Raw genomic sequence first — 14,960 nt, 5'->3', positions numbered from 1 at the left:
ATTACCCATGTAGCTCTTTTGGTCCTGCGGAGGTCTCGTGGATGCCTGGATTGCTACTTATAGTATGTAGACTTTTAATCATCATGTAATAAGATTGGTTTATGGACCCAAAGAAAGTTTTTGGTCAAAATGTTCGCCGCTTGCGAAAACGACGCGGATTTTCCCAGGAAGAACTGGCTGAAAGGGCGGGCCTTCACAGGACGTACATAGGCTCGGTAGAGCGCGGGGAACGGAATATTTCCCTGGAAAACATTGTGGCCCTCGCTCGGGCGCTTGGCGTCAGTTTGGCCGAATTAGTTGAAGGGATTGTTTCGCCTCTGGACATGGAGGGCCAGAGCAGCGATGGGTAATTACCTGTCGGACGAAGAAATTATTGAGGCACAAAAATTGCTGGAGCTTTACTATTCGCTTCCTTTCGGTATCGATATGCCAGGGCCGGTCTGGGAGCAGATCTTTGCCCGTATAAAAGGTGGAACCTGGTCAGGGAAACGCGACAATCGACCGAATCCCGACGTTGTCGTAAACGGCATAAGATACTCAGTCAAAACGGAAAGCCTGGACCACGCTATCAGCAAAAAGCGCAGGGCAGCGAGGGATTTCCTGGGATACCGCGAGGATTTGATTGTAGCACGCCCACCCGTAGATGAGTTGTTGAAGGAAAACGAATTACACTCCCTCGACGCAAGCGAACTCGGTGCACGCGTGTTAAGCGCGTACAATACCATAGCCAGCCAAAACTGGGATCGAATTAGCATCCTGTTAAGGTTGCGAAGACGCGAATTCATATACTGGGAGATCGATCCGCCCATCTATGACGTAGATAAATATACATGGCGTGACAGTGGTAAGGCAAAAGGCCAGAGCCGAAATATTATTACAACTCCGCGGCCAGCGCAGTTCAAATGGACATCCAGGGGCAGCCAGTTTTACGTATTGTACGAGATTCCTGCCAATGCAGATATTCTCCAGATTGAACCCAAGCCCTTCACTTTGGACGAATTACTGAGTTTGCGGCATCGTATTCCGAGATAACGCGGTTTACAATTGACCGGAACTCTTCGAAACTTATGTTAATGCGCGTCACCGGCAACGCAGTGGCCAGCCATTCTGCATATAACTTGCGGTAGTCCAGTTCTTTTTTTCGCGGAACGTGACTGTACTTTATAACATACCGGTCGCGAGATCGAGATAATGCCTCCCTGATGAATCCTGTTATCTGGCGGTGGACTTCTGCCTTGCCGTTTTCTTCTATGCTTTGTGGTGCTCTTGCCTTGCGACAGTGCAAAACAAGGTTGTAACCGACCGCGTTTTCTGAAACAAACTGTTTAAATGTGCCATGCTTCTTGTCAAATATCTGTATGCCTTCGATAGCAAACCCTGCGTCAAAAATGGCTTGCTGGAAAGCTTCCCAGACTTTGGCCGACGAATTATGAAACATGATGCTCATCCAGCCATCGTCTTTAAGTACACGCCTTGCTTCAACCAACGCTTTTGTTAACAATTTCTTGTATTCCTCTAACCCCTTCCCCTGCGAGTCGTTGATGATGATTTCTTCCGTATTGTCGGTGAAGGTCCGTAACCAGCTTTCCCACAAGAAATTCATTTCAGAGTAGTTGATATTGCCTCCAAAAGGTGGATCTGTCAGGATGTAATCGATAGACTTGCTCGGAATCTGCGGCAGCCAGCACGCAGATTGGGTGCTGATGCGAAACTGCCGGGCTGCCTTTGGCGCGTTGCTCAAATACCAGCTTATGGTATGAGCCTTACGTTCGAAGGCTCTAAAGACATTTTGTTCATTCATTATGCCTGGTACGTTGAAGTTGGCTGTGTTTCCACTCCCTCCCCAGAACCGGAATTCTGCGAACACCGTCACACGCTGGTAGAGAGATGTTAGCGTGAAGAAAAGCTTTGTGCGTATCTCAGGGTCAGGCCACCGCGCAGCGACATCCCATAAATACGCCATAGCCCAAAGTGCTCGTGGCGTATAAGCTTTATCCACGCTTGTAATCCCGGCCGCGATTGGTTGTCTGGTATTTACGCCTTCGGGGAAAGGGTCCACGGGGTACCATAAATCCTTTGGTATCCCGTCACTTTCAATCTTGGCCAGCAGGGCCAGGTCGTGTTCGTCAGGTGAAGCAACCGCTTCTTTCAGGCCTCGCTGGCAGCATTTGTACCCCACCTGGACAGGGTACCGTCTGGTTTTCTTTAACAGTCTCTTCTTCAGGTTTTTGCCACAGTATGGACAGGGAAATTCAGTCCTTATCTTGCTTTCACGTGGGCTAGGCCGCTCGTCGCGGGCAACGTCCCAAAGAATAAGTTCTCGGCCACAGTAGCGGCATAAAACGCCGTAGCTCCATACCATATAGAGCATGGGAACAGTGCGTCCGCAAACGCGGCAATGAGTGTTGTAAAGCCTTTGTTCTAATTCCACGGCATGTTTTAAAACGCACTGGACGGCTTGAAGATAGCGATGCGCAGGAACCGGTGTAAGCATATTCCAGGTAATGAAAGTGGCAGCTGGTGATAGATCAACCAGAATAGCCTTGCGCCCCATTTCGGTTGCCGCAACACCGGTCATCCCGGAGCCACAGAACGGGTCCAGGACAACATCACCGGAACGGGTATAATAGTCAATCAACAGTTTTAAGCCTTCTGGCGGGACCTTTGTATGGTATGTATGGGCATCGTATACGTAAGAGTTCTTACCAGCAGATATGTTGTTCGTATAAGGCAAAGGTACGAATTTTGGGGGCCGCGTGGGATCGGTTAAATCGGCGAGATACGGGTTATGAGAAAGATAGAACACCGGCGGTGCATCGTGTAAAGGAGAGGCTTCAACCTTTGGCAGAAGATCGGCCCTGGCCGGCGCCGGGGGTTTTGATTCAAAAGGAAAGGTGAATTGAGTGACACGGTATTGTGCGGTGTTTTCGCGTAGATAGCCGAACTCTGGAGGCGAAGTAATGTCATCGGGTAGCGTTCCAAATCGTTTGCAATAAACCTCAATGATGTGGTCTGGCGCGCTCACAAGTCCTCGCTCCACACGGCTTAAGAACCCGGGATCTATTCCCAGATCCCTTGCCATAGCTTTTAGCGCAACGCCGGATTTTTGACGCATTTCTCTCAAATAGCTTCTCACAGGAAAAAACCTCCTGCCAGCCTTTGGTACTTATAGGCATTATAGCGCTGGATTGACTTCCTGTCAACCGTTTGTATCCAAAAGTGGGAGTAAAGGCTCCTCCTTTTCCGGTGCTGCTTCTTTTAGCCAGGCCCCGGAGGAAAGCAGCCGCCCCTTGGAAAAGGCTACCAGGCAATGGCCAAGACCTTCGAATACCCTATCCAACCAGGAACGCCCGCCCGGCTGGTTTTTTGAACTTGTCTACGTGATGGCCGGGGCGTGACCAGGCCCTGGTCGAGGACCATTCTTTCGATCTCCGTGCCCGGAAGAAAGCTTAAGCCGGGGAGCTGCAAATAGTTTGGGCTGAAAAAGTGGGGATGACCCCCCAGGAAAATTAAACGGTTGACATTTGAGCGGGGACCTGTTAAACTTTTTGCAAAATAGCATCGGAGCTTTTGCTTCTTGGAACCCTCACTTTCAGAAGCCACCTACCTTGCAAGCTGACCTGCCTGAAGCACTTACCTCATGCAGAATTTTTTGTGCAGCACCGTATCTTCTCTTGTCCTGTTTTCCTTTACGCGCTGGTATTTGCTTTCCGGATTACTTTCGTATTTGTGCAATCTGTTTTCCTGGAATTCTTAATTTTTCGAAGATTATGGAATCAGCGAAAGGCATCTTTGCTTTTGATATTCAAAGGAGAGGGGGGAGGAGAAAAAAGCAGGGGAGGAAAGAGGAAACGGCCTGTTCGATTTTTTATATTGAAAAACGGAGGTGGTTTTGAGTGAGCGACAGCCAGGCAAGGGGATGGGTTGTCACCTTTGCCGGAATGGGGGTCAACCTCTGTCTCGGGGTGCTCTATTCCTGGAGTGTCTTTAAAAAGGCGTTGATCGAACAGCTCAACTGGACCCATACTGCCGCTTCCTGGCCCTATACGGTGGCGATCATTGTCTTTGCTTTGATCATGGTTCCTGCGGGCCGCCTGACAGACAAGTGGGGGCCCAGGATTGTGGCAACTTTAGGCGGTGTTTTTGCAGGCGGGGGGATGCTCCTTGCCAGTGTTACCCAGAACCTGGGAATGTTAATCCTTGCCTTCGGGATTCTGCTTGGGACAGGGATGGGTTTGGGCTATGCCGCACCTACCCCGGCTGCTGTGAAGTGGTTTGGGCCCCACAAGCGGGGATTGATCTCCGGCCTCGTGGTCGCCGGTTTTGGTCTGGCCTCTGTTTACATTGCACCTTTGACCAATTATCTTCTTAAGTTTGGAATTTCAAGGGCCTTTCTGGTCGAGGGCATTATCTTTCTGGTGGCAATCGTCCTGCTCTCCCAGTTCGTAGTTTTCCCGCCCAAGGACTACCAGCCGGCTCCGCCTCCTGCCGTCCCTGAGGAGAAGAAAAAACCGCACCAGGCTGTGGCCAGGCACGAGTACGACTGGCACGAAATGATGAAAACTCCTGCTTTTTACCTGATCTGGATCACCTACGTGCTGGGCGCCTCGGCCGGGCTGATGATCATCGGCCACCTGGCAACGATCGCGAAGAGCCAGGCGGGGGTTGCCTACGGCTTTGTTCTCGTTGCTTTGCTGGCAGTCTTCAATGCGGGGGGCCGCGTTATTTCGGGGTGGGTGGGGGACATCATCGGCCGCGTCAATACCCTGACCCTTGTGCTTTTGATTCAGGCCCTGAACATGTTCCTCTTCAGGAATTTCACAACAGCAGGAACATTAACCATAGGCGCTCTTGTCGCCGGTTACTGCTACGGTTCTCTCTTATCCCTCTTCCCCTCGATTACTTACGAATATTACGGGACCAGGCATGCCGGGATCAACTACGGCCTCGTCTTTACCGCCTGGGGTGTGGGCGGTGTTGTGGGGCCGATCATTGCCGGGAAAGTGGTGGATATAACCGGCGTTTACGACCAGGCCTACCTGATTGCTGCCGCATTATGCGTGATCGGAGCCTTGCTGATCCGGCTTGCAGGAACTCCAAAGGCTCCGGAAGCTGCATCAGGAGCCTGAAGGTAAAGAAAGAGAGCTCAACCGAAAAAACCGTTTTGCTCACCATACTCCCCGCGCGCGGGGTCTTTTTTTGGCCCGGAAAAAGGTCAGGCTGCCTGCAGGAATAGAAAGGGGAGAAACTGGTCATACTTCGGAGGGAAGCAGCAGCGGAAAGGACTGAAAACCCGGGGGTGAAATGGTGGCAGCGTCAGAAAAGGAATTTGTTGTCTTCCGCCGGATTCCGGAGCGGGGGGAGATCTTTGACCTTTTCCGGCGGGTAACCGAGAAGATCCGGCGGGAAGCCCTTTTTAAATCCCGCTGATTTCGAAAATTTAACGGAGGTGTGAGGCGCTTTGCCCTATACTCTCTATCTCAAAGTGATTTTCCAAACGGTTCTCGCCTTTTTTGCCGTTCTGGTCCTGACCCGGATCCTGGAAAAGGAGCAGTTGAGCCAGTTGACTTTTTACGAGTACATTACGGGGATCACCATCGGGTCTCTTGCGGCGGGGCTGGCGATCGATACCCTGGTCAGCCCGTGGGTGATTCTCGTTGCCCTCATTACTTTTGGAGCTCTAACCTACCTGATGGGCTACGTTTCCTTGAAGAGCAGGGTTGCCAGGAAGTTGCTGGAAGGGGAGCCGACCATTGTTGTTCAGAACGGAAAAATTATGGAAAAGAACATGGCCCGGCTCCGCTACAATGTTGACGATCTCCTTGCCCAGCTGCGGGAGAAGGGGGTTTTCAACATCTCCGATGTGGAGTTTGCGGTGCTTGAGCCCAACGGCCAGTTAAGCGTCCTGCTGAAGTCCCACAAAAAGCCGGTGACCCGGGAGGACCTTCAGGTTCCCAGCTCTTACGAAGGGATAAGCAGCGAGTTAATCGTTGATGGTCAGGTAATTTACCAGAATCTCCAGCAAAACAACCTGGATGAGGCCTGGCTCATCAGCGAACTGAAAAAGCAGGGGATCAACTCTCCCAAGCAGGTGATGCTGGCCAGCCTGGATGCCCAGGGGAATCTCTATGTCGACAAGAAGCGGGATGAACTAACCCATGACACCCAGGTTCAGGATGATCCGGGCCAGAAGAATCAGGCAGGTTAAGCCGGTTTTCGGCGGCAGCGCGTCCCGGGTTTTATTCCGAGGCGCTTTTTTGTTTTCCGACCCTTTTCGCCGGAAGGAAAAATTACTATAATTAGACAGAAGACAGGAAGATCCAGAAAGGGGTTGCTTTGATGGGCGAAATCAGGTTCGGAACCGATGGCTGGCGGGCCGTAATTGCAGAAGATTTCACCTTTACGAATGTCAGGCTTGTCGCCCGGGCCATCGCCCGATACGTAAAGGAGGCGGGGCTGGAAGAGCGCGGGATCGTGATCGGGTACGACAACCGTTTCCTTTCGGAGCGCTTTGCTGCCGCCGCGGCCGAAGTCCTTGCCGGAAGCGGGGTCCCGTGCTGGCTCACCGTTGAGGCAACCCCCACCCCGGTTGCCGCCTACGCGATCAAGGCGCTGCAGGCGGGCGGCGCCATGATGATCACCGCCAGCCACAACCCTCCAGAATACAACGGGATTAAATTTATTCCGGAGTACGCGGGCCCTGCGGTCCCCGAAATCACAGAGGCGATTGAAAGGAACATCCGGCTTTTGAAGGACGGCGGGATGATTCCGGCCCTTCCCCTCGCGGCGGCCCGGGAAAGGGGGCTCATCAGGGACTACGATGCGAAGCCGGGGTATCTGGCCCACCTCCGGCGGCTGCTCGACTACGGGGCCCTTTGCCGGGGGAACCTGAAGGTGGTGATCGATCCGATGTGGGGAGCAGGGATCGGCTACGTGGAGGAGCTTTTGGGGGGGGCCTGTAAGAGCCTGCAGGTCATTCACAACTACCGGGATGTTTTGTGCGGGGGTTCTCTCCCCGAACCCACAGCCGCCGCCCTGGCCGAACTCAAGCAGGCAGTTCTCAGGGAGGGGGCCGATTTGGGCCTTGCGCTGGACGGCGACGCCGACCGGTTTGGAGTCGTCGACCGGGATGGGAGCTACGTGACTCCGAACGAGATTTTATATATGCTGCTGCACTATCTTCTCGAGCACCGGCGCTGGCGCGGGGCGGTCGCCCGGACCGTGGCGACAACCCACATGCTGGACCGGATCGCCGATTCCTTCGGCCTTCCCGTTGTGGAAACACCCGTCGGGTTTAAGTACATCGGGCAGTCTCTCCTCCAGCACCGCAGCATTTTAGGAGGCGAGGAAAGCGGGGGCCTGAGCGTCCAGGGGCACATCCCGGAAAAGGACGGAATCCTTGCCCTTGCTTTGATTCTCGAGATGGTTGCCGCAAGGGGGAAATCTCTGCGGGAGTACCGGGAGGAAATCCAGGCGAAATACGGGCGCCTGGTGAGCGCCCGGCTTGACCTGAAGTGTGACCCCGCCCGGAAAGAAGAGCTTCTGGAGCGGATGCAGGACTGGCATCCGGAGCGGCTTAACGGGCAGCGGGTCGTGGAACGAAATACCAGGGACGGCGTTAAAGTTCTTCTTGAGGATGGAAGCTGGGTTCTGGTACGCCCTTCAGGAACAGAACCTCTGTTCCGGATTTATGCTGAAGCTCCCGATCCGGAGAAGCTCCGGGGCCTTCAGGAAAGTGCGCGCGGGGTCCTGGGACTTTAGCCTGTTTTTTCTTTCCGCTTCTGGCAGGAAGTTTCCTTTTTATGTCGAATTGCGCAGTTAAGCCATTCTTTATTTTTGCCCGGTGAAACGGCAGGGGGCTTGCAGGATGGAACTGGAGGCGCTGGACCGGGTTGTCAAAGAGACCATCGAGGCCGTTGACAAAGGGAAGGAAGCCATCTTCGATATTGCCGAGACTGCCCGGAGCGAAGTGGAGCGGGTTAAAAAGGAGCTTATGGCCATCAAGCAGGAGACGCTGGAAACCATTCAGGAAGTCGACCGCTATACCTTTTTAGAAAAACAGGCCCGCGTCCGGCTGATGGAGGTCAGCCGCGATTTCCACAAGCACAGTGAAGAGGCAATCAGAGAAGCGTACGACAATGCAAAAGAGGTGCAAATTCAGCTCTTTTTGCTCCAGGAAAAGGAGAAGAACTTGCGCAGGCGCCGGGATGAGCTGGAGCGGAGCCTGAAGCGCCTCACCCGCACCGTGGAGAAGGCCGAGACCCTGGTGACCCAGATCGGGGTCGTGCTCCAGTTTCTCCAGGGGACGCTGCAGGAGATCAACCTGAAGCTCGAAGGTCTGCAGCGGCAGCAGCAGATCGGGCTGCGGATTGTCCAGGCCCAGGAGGAGGAGCGGCGGCGGGTGGCGCGGGAAATTCACGACGGGCCGGCGCAGGCTCTGGCGAATATAGTACTGAGAACGGAGTACTGCGAACAGCTTCTGACCCGGGACCCGGCCCGGGTGAAGAGCGAACTCGCCCGGCTCAAAGAAATGGTGAGAAGCAGCCTTCAGGATATCCGCAAAATCATTTTCGACCTCCGGCCGATGGCCCTGGATGATTTGGGCCTGGTGGGAGGGCTGCGCCGCTTGCTGGGGGAACTTGAGGAGCGGCACGGCCTCCCCATCGAATTTCTCTTTTTCGGACGGGAAAGGCGGCTCGGCCGGACCTACGAGGTTGCCATTTTCAGGATCATCCAGGAGGCCCTTAACAATGTTATCAAGCATGCCGAGGCGAGCAGGGTTGTCGTGAAGCTGGAGCTCCTTTCAGAGCGGGTGGTTGCCGTGGTCAAGGATGACGGCAAGGGATTCGATCTCCAGGCCGTGGAGGCGCGGGGCGAGCACTATGGGCTGCTGAACATGCAGGAGCGCGCCCAGTTGCTGGAGGGAGAATTGAGGATTAAATCTGCCTCCGGGCAGGGGACAGAAATTATCGTGACAATTCCCATTGAAGAGGGGGAGGAAACAGTTGGAGGAAATCAGGATACTCATTGCTGATGATCATCCTCTCATCAGGGAGGGGCTGCGGCGTGTTCTGGAGCTGGATCCCCGCTTGAAGGTGGTTGGAGAGGCGGGGGACGGGCAGGGGGCGATTAACCTCGCCCGCGCCCTGCGCCCCGATGTCATCCTCATGGATTTAAAGATGCCGGGAACGGGGGGGATCGAAGCGAGCCGGGTGATCCGGAGGGAGTTTCCGGAAATCAGGATCATCATCCTTACGGTCGCCGAGGATGAAGAGGTTCTCGAGGTGATCCGGACGGGGGCCTCGGGATATCTGCTCAAAGATGTAGAGCCGGGAGAACTCTTAAAAGCGATTTATAATGTCATGGAAGGAAAGCCTGCCCTGCACCCTGTGGTTACCGGCAGGCTGCTGGGGGAAATCAACCGCCTCAGCTCACCCCCGCGCGAGGACGACGGGATCAGCGCCTTGACGGAAAGAGAGAAAGAGGTGCTTGCTTTAATTGCCCGCGGGGAATCCAACCGCAACATCGCCCGCAAGCTTTTCATCAGCGAGAAAACGGTAAAAAACCACATTACCAGCATCTTTCGGAAATTGAAGGTCGAGGACCGCACCCAGGCTGCCATCTACGCCATCAAGAAGCGGATGGTGGAAGTCTAGCCTTTTTAACCCTCCCTTCTTTCCCGGCATATACTGGAGCAGGGGAGAAGGGAGGGAAAGCCGTGGCCTCGGGTGTTTTTTTGTGCATTGTTTACCTCCTGGCCCTTTACGGGCTGATTTTGCTTACCTGCCGCGTGGCCCGCTTTTTCAGGAACCGCACCGCGGAGCACCCCTGCGTGAGCCTCCTCCTGATCGTCCGGAACCAGGCTGCGGTCATCGAAGGCCTGGTTCGGGACATCTTTTCTTTTTACCATACCCTGGTGCCCTCCTTTGAGCTGGTTGTGGTGGATGACGCCTCCCGGGACGAGACGCCGGAGATTTTGCAGCGCTTGAGCAGGGTGGCTCCCTTCCAGTTTATTCTCATGAAAGAGCACCGGCCGGGCGACAGGCCCCTTGAGGTGGGGCTCCGCGCCTGCCGGGGGGAAGTGATCTGTTATTTTCACCTTACCGGACAGGTCCATCCGCGCCTGATTACCCGTCTCGCGGCGCGCCTCTTAAAGGGGGAAGCAGTTCAGGCTCCCTTCGAGCACTGCGCCGTCACCCTGGTCAAAAGGGGAAAACCGGGCGGGAGGCCCGGGCGAAGCTGAGGGAATCCTGTTGGGACTTAGGTCTTATGGAAAAGTTGGAGTAAAAGTCCCGGTATGTAGCGACCCAGGGGCGATTTTACGGCATAAAAAATCTTGCTACAATTTACGCAGAGCAGGAAGCCGGGAGTTGCGGCGCGGTGCGAGGATGATCAAGCGAACTCTAAAATAAAAAAAGACCGGAGGGGGTGAAGGAGATGCGGGAGATCCTGGCAAGGCTGGTGCGGGAAGAAGATGGACAGGGGTTGAGTGAATATGCGCTGATTATTGCGCTGGTGGCAGTGCTCCTGATTGGAAGTTTGCTTGCGTTAAAGAAAGAAATTGCTAGTGTGTTCACTAATATTACAGAAGGCTTTAAAAAGACAGAATAAAAAGGGATTTAAAGTTGGCTCCTCTCCCTGTTGCGACCCTACCCAGGTAGGGTCTCTGTTTATCCGTAAGTTCAAGCGTGCGGAATATCCGAAAGCTTGCCTGCCGGACTTATGCCGGCTCCCAGAGGGCAGGCAACGTCTCTGCGATTCGGTGTTTGGTGTAACAAGTTGGGGAGGGTTGGGGATGGCCGTTCTGCCCGATCTCGTGCTGGTGGCGACCCTGGCGGTTTGCCTTTACACAGACCTGAAGGAGCGCAGGATTTACAATAAAGTTCTTTTTCCTGCAGCTGCGGCGGGGATGATCTTCTACGCGGCGCGGGGCGGCCTCTCCGGTTTGAAATTCAGCGCGGCAGGCCTGGGCCTCGGCCTGCTCCTCTTTTTCATTCCCTTTGCCCTGGGGGGCCTGGGCGCCGGTGACGTCAAGCTGCTGGGTGCGGTGGGGGCCCTGAAGGGGCCCCTCTTTGTCTTTCACGCCGCCCTGGGAACCGCCCTTGCCGGGGGGGTGATCGCGCTGGGGATTTTGTTCTGGCGCCGCCAGATCTGGACCACTTTCAGGCGGCTCGCTCTCGCCTGCGGGGTTTTGCTTGTGGGGAAAAGGAGCGCCGCCGCAGGCGCTCTTCTCATGCTGGAGCGGAATCCGTACAGCTCCCTTTTCCCCTACGGTGCGGCGATTTTTTTAGGTACACTGATGGCCTACTGGTTCGGAAATTTCCTGCCGGCCTGGTGGTGAAGACCGATGTCGGGAAAGCCGCGTTGCTCCATTCTCTTCCTGTTCCTCGGCAGCAGGGGGCAGGCCCTTCTGGAGCTTGCCCTGATCCTTCCCGTGCTCCTGCTTCTGGTTTTCGGGATCATCGAGTTCGGCAGGGTTTTTCACGCCTGCCTGGTGGTCACCCAGGCCGCCCGGGAGGGGGCACGGGTGGGTGTGGTGGGGGGGACAGATGCAGAAATCACGGCCGCCGTTGAACAGGCTGCTGCAGGTCTTGACAAAACCCGCCTCCAGATCGAGATCGCGCCTCCCGAGGGAGGGCGGGTGCGGGGGGATTCCCTCCGCGTCGAGGTGAATTACAGCGTGCCTCTCGTGGTGCCGCTCATCGCAGAGCTTGCTCCCAACCCTTTTCCCGTGACGGCGGCGGCCACGATGCGGGTTGAATGAATGGGGAGGTCGTCGCAGGTGCTGAAAAAAATAGCCGGGCGGGTAAAGGTTAGTGTAATTTTCCTGGCCGGGAACGAGAGAGGGACCGCCCTCGTCCTGGTTGCGCTGGCTCTCGTCGGTTTGCTGGGCTGCACGGCCCTCGTTACCGATGTCGGCCTCCTCTACAGCCACCGGGCGCGCCTGGTCAATGCCGCAGATGCGGCGGCCCTTGCGGGCGTTCAGGAGCTTCCCGCCCGCCCCGAGGAGGCGCAGGCGGTGGCCCGGGCTTATGCCGAAGCCAACGGCGTTCCCCCGGACCAGGTGGAGGTCGAGGTTGCGGATGACTGCCGTTCTCTGACCGTAAGGCCGCGCCGGACGGTCCAGCTTCTTTTTGCCCGGGTTCTGGGTTTTGCCAGCCAGGAGGTGAGGGCTGCGGCGACGGCAACGGTGGCGCCCTTAACCGGTGCTGCCGGTGTCGTCCCCTTCGGCATTGAAGAGCAGGAGCTGATTTTCGGCCGGGAGTACGTCCTGAAAGAGGGTGCGGGAAGCGGGGGAGCCAGCGAAGGGGAAGATGGGAGGATGCACGGCTGGTACGGCGCCCTCGACCCCGACAACAACCCCGGCGGAGGCGCCCGCGACTACGAGGAGAGGATCAAATACGGCTACCAGGGGGTCCTCCGGGTAGGTGACATCATCCTGACCGAAGGCGGGAACATGTCGGGCCCCACAAGCGAGGGCGTCGCGTACCGCATCGCGCAGTGTACAGATGGGTGCACCTTTGAAAACTTTGCACGGAACTGCCCCCGGCTCGTAATCGTCCCGGTTGTCAGGGTTGTGGAAGAACAGGGCGGGCATCCCAAAAAGGTGGAGGTCCGCGCCTTTGCCGCTTTCTTCCTGGAGGGTGTGGAAGGCCAGGGGAACAAAAACAACGTGATCGGACGCTTCGTGCGGACCGTTTACCCGGGGGAAGCGGAGGGCGGCGGGGATGATTACGGTCTTTATGCCGTCAGGCTGATTCATTGAAGCACAGAGGGGTGAAAAGCGTGTCCCGTCCCAAAATCATGATTGCGGCTGCGCTTGTTCTGGCCGCCCTGGCTGCGGGGGCCGGCTCTTATTACCTTCGCCTGGCAGAGGAGGCCCGGACTCACGTGGAAAAGGGTTCCGTTGTTGTGGCGCGGTCCGGGGTTCCGGCAAAAGTCCGCGTGGCGCGGGAAATGCTGGATGTGGTGGAGATGCCTGCTGCGTACATTCACCCCCGCGCTGCCCGGAAGCTGGAGGATGTGGTCGGGGCAATCACGCGGGAGCCGCTGGTTGCCGGAGAGCAGGTGCTCCTCGACCGCGTGGTCAGGGAAACGGAGACAAAGGCCGGGCTGTCTTTTCTTGTTCCCCCGGGAAAACGAGCCGTTACGGTGGCTGCGGACGAGGTGACGGCGGTCGGCTGGCACGTGCAGCCCGGGGACCGGGTGGATGTCATCGGGACGGTGGAGGTGCCGATGCCAGGCAAAACTGAGCCTGGAAAACGGGAGGACAGGGTGATCACCATCGTGGCCCTCCAGGATGTGGAGGTCCTGGCTGTTGGCAAAAATCTGGAGTTCGTCCGGGAGCAGGGGAAGGAGAAAAAGGTTGAGGTAAAAACGGTGACCCTTGCCGTAACGCCGGAAGAGGCAAAGCCGCTCGTCCTGGCAGATGAAGAGGGAACCATCAGGCTGGCCCTGCGCTCTCCTGTAGAAAAGGGAAAGGTTTCTTCGGCGCCCTTTGAGCTGGAGGACTTCCTTTACCTGCCGACGGTCCCCGAGGCGTACCACCGCCTCCACCGGCAGGCAGAGCTGGAGCGCTGGCGCCAGATTGCCGCCTACCGCGAGTCCCTCCCGAATCTCCCGGGCGGCGGTCCGGGTGTTTCCGGCCCCTCCGAAGAGAAGGGGCCTCTCGAGGGTCCCGTTTCCAGATAAGCAGCAGACCAGCAGGGTTGCCGGAAGAAGGTGAAAGCTTGGAACCCATTCGGGTCTTGATCGTAGATGATGTCCCCGAAACCTGCGAAAACATCAGGTGCCTGCTTCATTTTGAGCCCAGGATCGAGGTCGTCGGGGAGGCGCGGGACGGGGAAGAGGCGGTGAAAAAAGCCGAGAAGCTCCGGCCCGACATCATCCTGATGGATATCAACATGCCGGTTCTGGACGGGATTGCCGCCACCGAGGCCATTTCCCTGCGGGTGCCGGGGAGCGCCATTATCATCATGTCCGTCCAGGGGGAGCAGGAGTACCTGCGCCGGGCGATGGCGGCCGGGGCGCGGGAGTATATCGTTAAGCCTTTTACCAGCGACGAGCTGACCGCAACCATTTACCGGGTTTACGAGATGGAAAAGAAGCGGCAGCTTCACGCCCAGGGCGCCTTGCTGCCGGGCAGAAGATCTGAAGCCCAGGTGATTGCCATTTTCAGCACCAAGGGCGGGGTGGGAAAAACAACCCTCGCCGTAAATTTGGGGGTTTGCCTGGTGCGGGATTTCGGCTGCTCCGTCGTTCTGCTGGACCTCGACCTGCAGTTTGGAGATGTCGCGGTCATGCTCAACCTGATGCCGCGCCAGACCATTTCCGACCTTGCAGCGGAGTTTCAGCAGCTCGACGGAGAGCTGCTGGAATCTTATCTCACGAAGCACAGTTCGGGTTTGCGGGTCCTGGCGGCCCCCTCCCGCCCCGAGTATGCGGAGCTGGTGACTGCACCCCTTGTGGAAAAGGTCATTAATCTCTTAAAGACGCGTTATGATTACATCCTGATCGATACCCCGGGCATCTTCACCGATCCGAGCCTGGTGGCCCTGGATTATGCCCACCTGATTCTGCTGGTTTCTTCCCTGGACCTCCCGACTTTAAAAAACGTGAAGCTCGGTCTCGAGGTGCTTGATTCCCTGCACCACAAGGATAAAGTGAAGGTTGTTTTGAACCGGGCAACCCCGGAAATGGGAATCGGGCCCGGGGATGTGGAAAAGGTCCTGGAGTTCCCCTTAACCAGCCAGATTCCGAGCGACGGCCGCCTCGTGGTGGGGGCCGTTAACAGCGGGGTGCCCTTCCTCCTGAGCCACCCCCAGAGCCGGGTTGCCGAGAGCCTGCGCCAGCTGACTTGCCTTTTGGTGCAGCAGCGGGAAAGCCGGGACGGGCAGAAGAAGGGGCGGGGCCTCCTTGGCCGCCTCCGCTCTCAGTTTGTTTAACGGAACGCGCTTGGG

15 protein-coding genes are annotated in these 14,960 nt (G+C 56.5%); 14 read left to right on the top strand and 1 reads right to left on the bottom strand.

Annotated elements, in window-relative coordinates:
- The first annotated feature begins 101 nt into the window (after positions 1–101).
- Both HPY58_04555 and HPY58_04550 read left to right on the top strand, forming a co-directional pair.
- Positions 102–350 carry a helix-turn-helix transcriptional regulator gene (locus HPY58_04555; GenBank protein NPV28923.1) on the top strand — a complete coding sequence of 83 codons (249 nt, stop codon included), beginning with the start codon at positions 102–104 and terminating at the stop codon, positions 348–350.
- Complete coding sequence (locus tag HPY58_04550; GenBank protein ID NPV28922.1) at positions 343–1,032, top strand: hypothetical protein; 690 nt, start codon at positions 343–345, stop codon at positions 1,030–1,032. The genes HPY58_04555 and HPY58_04550 overlap by 8 nt, the downstream gene beginning before the upstream one ends.
- Here HPY58_04550 and HPY58_04545 read toward each other — a convergent pair.
- Complete coding sequence (locus tag HPY58_04545) at positions 986–3,136, bottom strand: hypothetical protein (GenBank protein ID NPV28921.1); 2,151 nt, start codon at positions 3,134–3,136, stop codon at positions 986–988. The genes HPY58_04550 and HPY58_04545 overlap by 47 nt on opposite strands.
- Positions 3,137–3,941: 805 nt before the next feature.
- On the opposite strand from HPY58_04545, the gene HPY58_04540 reads away from it, so the two are divergent.
- From HPY58_04540 to HPY58_04485, 12 genes are all read left to right on the top strand, one after another.
- Positions 3,942–5,129: an OFA family MFS transporter gene (locus tag HPY58_04540; GenBank protein ID NPV28920.1), complete on the top strand. Its 1,188-nt coding sequence runs from the start codon at positions 3,942–3,944 to the stop codon at positions 5,127–5,129.
- A gap of 332 nt (positions 5,130–5,461) precedes the next feature.
- Positions 5,462–6,208: a DUF421 domain-containing protein gene (locus HPY58_04535; GenBank protein NPV28919.1), complete on the top strand. Its 747-nt coding sequence runs from the start codon at positions 5,462–5,464 to the stop codon at positions 6,206–6,208.
- Between the two features lie 128 nt (positions 6,209–6,336).
- Positions 6,337–7,761 carry a phosphoglucomutase/phosphomannomutase family protein gene (locus HPY58_04530; protein NPV28918.1) on the top strand — a complete coding sequence of 475 codons (1,425 nt, stop codon included), beginning with the start codon at positions 6,337–6,339 and terminating at the stop codon, positions 7,759–7,761.
- 106 nt (positions 7,762–7,867) lie between these two features.
- On the top strand, positions 7,868–9,034 hold the full coding sequence (locus tag HPY58_04525) for a sensor histidine kinase (GenBank protein ID NPV28917.1): 1,167 nt from the start codon (positions 7,868–7,870) through the stop codon (positions 9,032–9,034).
- Positions 9,006–9,656: a response regulator transcription factor gene (locus tag HPY58_04520; GenBank protein ID NPV28916.1), complete on the top strand. Its 651-nt coding sequence runs from the start codon at positions 9,006–9,008 to the stop codon at positions 9,654–9,656. The genes HPY58_04525 and HPY58_04520 overlap by 29 nt, the downstream gene beginning before the upstream one ends.
- 62 nt (positions 9,657–9,718) lie before the next feature.
- Positions 9,719–10,243, top strand: a complete 525-nt coding sequence (locus HPY58_04515) for a glycosyltransferase (protein NPV28915.1) — start codon at positions 9,719–9,721, stop codon at positions 10,241–10,243.
- A 194-nt stretch (positions 10,244–10,437) separates the two neighbouring features.
- On the top strand, positions 10,438–10,611 hold the full coding sequence (locus HPY58_04510) for a Flp family type IVb pilin (protein NPV28914.1): 174 nt from the start codon (positions 10,438–10,440) through the stop codon (positions 10,609–10,611).
- A 184-nt stretch (positions 10,612–10,795) separates the two neighbouring features.
- Positions 10,796–11,341 carry a hypothetical protein gene (locus HPY58_04505; GenBank protein ID NPV28913.1) on the top strand — a complete coding sequence of 182 codons (546 nt, stop codon included), beginning with the start codon at positions 10,796–10,798 and terminating at the stop codon, positions 11,339–11,341.
- 6 nt (positions 11,342–11,347) lie between these two features.
- Positions 11,348–11,764 (top strand): pilus assembly protein, encoded by a 417-nt coding sequence (locus HPY58_04500; protein NPV28912.1) that lies wholly within the window; start codon positions 11,348–11,350, stop codon positions 11,762–11,764.
- A gap of 18 nt (positions 11,765–11,782) precedes the next feature.
- On the top strand, positions 11,783–12,766 hold the full coding sequence (locus tag HPY58_04495) for a hypothetical protein (protein ID NPV28911.1): 984 nt from the start codon (positions 11,783–11,785) through the stop codon (positions 12,764–12,766).
- A 20-nt stretch (positions 12,767–12,786) separates the two neighbouring features.
- A complete protein-coding gene (gene cpaB, locus HPY58_04490; GenBank protein NPV28910.1) occupies positions 12,787–13,692 on the top strand; it encodes a Flp pilus assembly protein CpaB in 906 nt (301 codons plus the stop codon).
- 38 nt (positions 13,693–13,730) lie between these two features.
- Positions 13,731–14,945, top strand: a complete 1,215-nt coding sequence (locus HPY58_04485; GenBank protein NPV28909.1) for a response regulator — start codon at positions 13,731–13,733, stop codon at positions 14,943–14,945.
- Positions 14,946–14,960: the final 15 nt, after the last annotated feature.

Source organism: Bacillota bacterium, from assembly GCA_013177945.1.
Taxonomy (GTDB): domain Bacteria; phylum Bacillota; class DSM-12270; order Thermacetogeniales; family Thermacetogeniaceae; genus Ch130.
Note: the sequence above shows the minus strand (reverse complement) of the source record. Positions and strands in the feature narration are given on the sequence as shown.